Origin of the sequence: Holospora curviuscula (assembly GCF_002930195.1) — a bacterium.
GTDB lineage: Bacteria > Pseudomonadota > Alphaproteobacteria > Holosporales > Holosporaceae > Holospora > Holospora curviuscula.
Genome location: NZ_PHHC01000152.1, coordinates 1 through 3,044, shown reverse-complemented (window position 1 = coordinate 3,044; position 3,044 = coordinate 1). Strand labels below are relative to the sequence as shown.

At 41.5% G+C, this 3,044-nt stretch carries 1 protein-coding gene and 2 pseudogenes; 2 read left to right on the top strand and 1 reads right to left on the bottom strand.

The window, feature by feature from the left end; genetic code table 11:
- Positions 1 to 189 (top strand): annotated as a pseudogene (locus HCUR_RS07600) (UDP-N-acetylglucosamine 1-carboxyvinyltransferase); the annotation flags it as partial.
- Positions 190 to 1,098: 909 nt separating this feature from the next.
- Here the strand turns inward: HCUR_RS07600 and HCUR_RS07595 are convergent.
- A pseudogene (locus HCUR_RS07595) lies at positions 1,099 to 1,863 on the bottom strand (IS5 family transposase).
- Positions 1,864 to 2,109: 246 nt separating this feature from the next.
- Between HCUR_RS07595 and HCUR_RS09940 the strand changes: the two are divergent.
- Entirely contained in the window at positions 2,110 to 2,244 is a 135-nt protein-coding gene (locus HCUR_RS09940; protein ID WP_279337836.1) for a hypothetical protein, read from the top strand.
- Positions 2,245 to 3,044 lie beyond the last annotated feature (800 nt).

Here is a 3,044-nt window from a genome sequence, read left to right as displayed (position 1 = left end):
ACAGGCGCTGAAGTAATGGCTACGGATTTACGGGCTTCTGTTTGTTTGGTCTTGGCAGCATTGGCAGCAAAGGGAGAAACTATTGTAAACCGAGTCTATCATTTAGATCGAGGGTATGAAAATCTTCCAGGAAAACTTGCAGCTTGTGGTGCAAAGATTGAGCGCGTTTGCCCCCGAGGCTGGCGATAATTCTCCACTACCCCCCCCTTCTCTTCCTTTATCCCCTTTCATCATAAGGGGGGGGGTGCTGCGCCTAGCCCCTTCAAAAAATTTGATTAAGCACTAAACCAGCGCTTCAAGAGAAGAGCCCTAATGGTGTCGAATGTTTTTTCCCGAGCTCACTTCTCTTTCATCGGGTAAAGCTCTAGTCAATAAGAAGGTCAGTAGAGCAGTCTTCCTCCCAAAGATTTTATAAAGTTTTCAATTTCACTACTCTTATAAAAGCCCGCATTCTCTATAACAACAACACTTCGGGATAGCAATTTTAGAATCAGAGCCTCTATCTACCCCCGCATTAAAAATAACCGTGTTGATGTTGACTGTGAACACACTGACGGTGAACAAAATCTTCCCGTCGTTAATAGCCAAAGACATATAAAATAATTATAATTTTTTAAAATTTTTTTCGTTAAGGGGGCCGTGTAGTTCATGAATTTCAAGCATGAGATTTGAGCAATCAAAGAGAAAGAAAAGTTCAGCTTTGCTAGAGATCTCTAAGCGTTTTAAGATCAGCTTTGCAAAGATCATCAGAGGGTCCAAGAACGTTGAGCCTAGAATAAAGTGCTATAAACCCGCCCCCAAAAACCATATAAACTCCTCAAAAAAGATACTGAGGATCATCCAAATGCGTAGCGGTATGAACGCGCAAAACGCTTTGGGGTAAGTACTGCAGAAATCAGACATGCCCTTAATTCTAAATTAGCCCAAAGCAGATCCCGGAAAACGATCTAGGTCCTGCCAAAAGATTGAGGAATATAAAAAGAAGCCCATGCCATCATCTGTATTGATGAGAGGGAATTTACCCATGATACTCTGGGAACACATGGGTATGCCTTAAAAGAAAATAGCTGTTTTTGCATTCACCCCTAGATAGTGTCGTTACGAGATATTGAGCCAAAGGGCAAGACAGCGTATTTGGGGCGGCTGCAAGAAAGGAGGAGCTGTTTTTGGCGTATCGCGTGGCGATGCCTCTCCATCGCTTAAGATGCAAGAAGGCATTTTCAACACGATGTCTGATCTTGTACAAGTCTTTGTCATAGAAGCGCTGTTCTTTTCGCTTCTTTTTTGCAGGAATCACCGCTTGAATGGTTTGACTGTTTGCCATGTCTAATACAGCATCTGAATCATAGCCTTTTTCGGCTAAAAGACCTTGGGCGTTTATGCCCTCAATAAAAGCCTCAGCCTGTGTACAATCAGCTGTGCTATCTTCTGTAACAAGGATTCGCACTGGCATACCAGTCGCATCCACGGCTATATGTATTTTGGAATTGAGCCCCCTTTTGTTCGTCCTATGGCTTGGTTTTCACCACGTGCTCCTGCTGCATGAGGATGTACTTTGATAGGGCTTGCATCAAATCATGAGCCACTCAAAATCAGGCTCCATCACAAGCGATTCTAACACTCCTTTCCAAACGCCTTTGTCCCGCCATCTGAAAAAGCCCCGATGCGTGTTTTTCCAGTTGCCATAAGTCAGGAGGCAAATTTCTCCAGGGTGCGACAGTGCGCAATATCCAAAAGGCGGCGTTTAAAAAGCCTATTATTATGGGCGATACCTCCCCAGGAACCTTTTCGCCCAGGCAATCGCGGCTCTAAAAGACTCCATATGCGATCTGGCATATCATGGCGTCGGTGAGCGCCTATCATAAAAACCTTTCATTGATTCATTCTATATCTCATGCCAGTATAGATTTACTCTCGTGACGACACTATCTAGGGGGCCAAAAGTCCGGAGAATATGATGGGTGCTTTATTAAGAGATGTTCTTCTTATTATCAGTTTATTTCATACCTCCCATCAACACTTCTACGTTTAATGCTTAGGTAAGCCAGGCTCTTCTCCCAAAGACAGTCGTTTTGTCATGAGCAATACTCCATTTCATAAAAAAGAATAGTGAAAGCCACACAATCTTTGGAACATACGCGTGTGTGTTTTTCTGCGCATTTACCTGAGCTTCATCCTATTAAAAAAAATGGAACAAGACCATTGGAGGCGCGTCCTGGGGAGCAGGATCGCAAGCCTTTTTAAAGAGGCATATATATCATCATTTTATATGTGTTTGGCTATAAAACACTCATGACTTTTGTACAAACTTTTTCTCCTCCATTGTAAATCCTAAAACACTGCTCCCCTTGCAGCAAATATTCTTGTTATCCAGAGCAATTTCTAATTCGTTTAAAAACACGAGAGAACATCTTTCTGCCTCAAAATCATTGAGTTTTTGAAAAAATAAAGCGCTTTTTGGGAAGAGGGTTTAGAGTTTTTTATAGGTAAGTCCAAAAAGTTTCAAGAAATATCCAACGTTAGATTTTCTGACTTTCAGCTGCTGTACACCCTGATATTTGGATTCATCAAAAAATCTCTCGACGTTTTTTTCAGAGTCACCCTGTCAATCTTTCTAGAGGATTTATTGCTCGTCTTCTTTAATTCACGATACTTGGACCAGCGCATGGTGCTCACCAAACCCGCTCCAAACCTTTTGGAAATCTCCAACATACTGAGTGTTGCTGTGGCATTTCGTATTTTTAAAATTTTTCAGGGAAAATCTTACGCGTATAATCAAGTTTTTCTGGCTAGACTATGCAATAAGCTTTTGATCAAAATAATATTTTAATGAACTATCCCTGAGACCAGAGCCTACACACATAAATAAACTAAGAGGTATAAGGAAAGAGTTCAAACAAATTTCGATAAAACGTATTAAATCATTATGAACTATGCCAGAAACACGCAGGACTAACGGTACAAGCTTTGAAGGTCCAAGATCTTTATCCAATAAACACCGTCCTTTAAGGGGAACACCCTTACTGGAGACCTAATTTTGGAAC